Source organism: Pseudomonas rossensis (assembly GCF_039888995.1).
Classification (GTDB): Bacteria; Pseudomonadota; Gammaproteobacteria; order Pseudomonadales; family Pseudomonadaceae; genus Aquipseudomonas; species Aquipseudomonas rossensis.
The window spans coordinates 1-321 of the sequence record NZ_JBBWCB010000353.1 but is presented as its reverse complement, the minus strand read 5'-3'; the positions used below and the strand labels follow the sequence as shown (position 1 = coordinate 321).

Here is a 321-nt window from a genome sequence, read left to right as displayed (position 1 = left end):
GAGTAGCCTTTTTTGATGTTTGGTTGCGGGAGCCGGATTTGAACCGACGACCTTCGGGTTATGAGCCCGACGAGCTACCAGACTGCTCCATCCCGCGTCTGTGTGGCGGCATTCTACAGACGAACGCCGGAGTGTCTACCGTTAATCCTGAATAGGGTCAAATAAGCGTAAATGAGCGGCGAACGGTCGTGGGGGAGACTTAAGTTTCGGAATCAGAACGATTTCTCAATCCTGCACCGTCAGCCGTTACCCGCTCTTTTCTGTCTCGCGTTTACAAAAGAGACGCGCACAAAAAAGGCCACTCTTTCGAGTAGCCTTTTT

General features: G+C 51.7%; 1 tRNA gene. It reads right to left on the bottom strand.

Going from position 1 to position 321, the window contains the following annotated elements:
- Positions 1 to 20 precede the first annotated feature (20 nt).
- Positions 21 to 97 (bottom strand) — tRNA-Met (locus tag WLY71_RS30850).
- Positions 98 to 321: the final 224 nt, after the last annotated feature.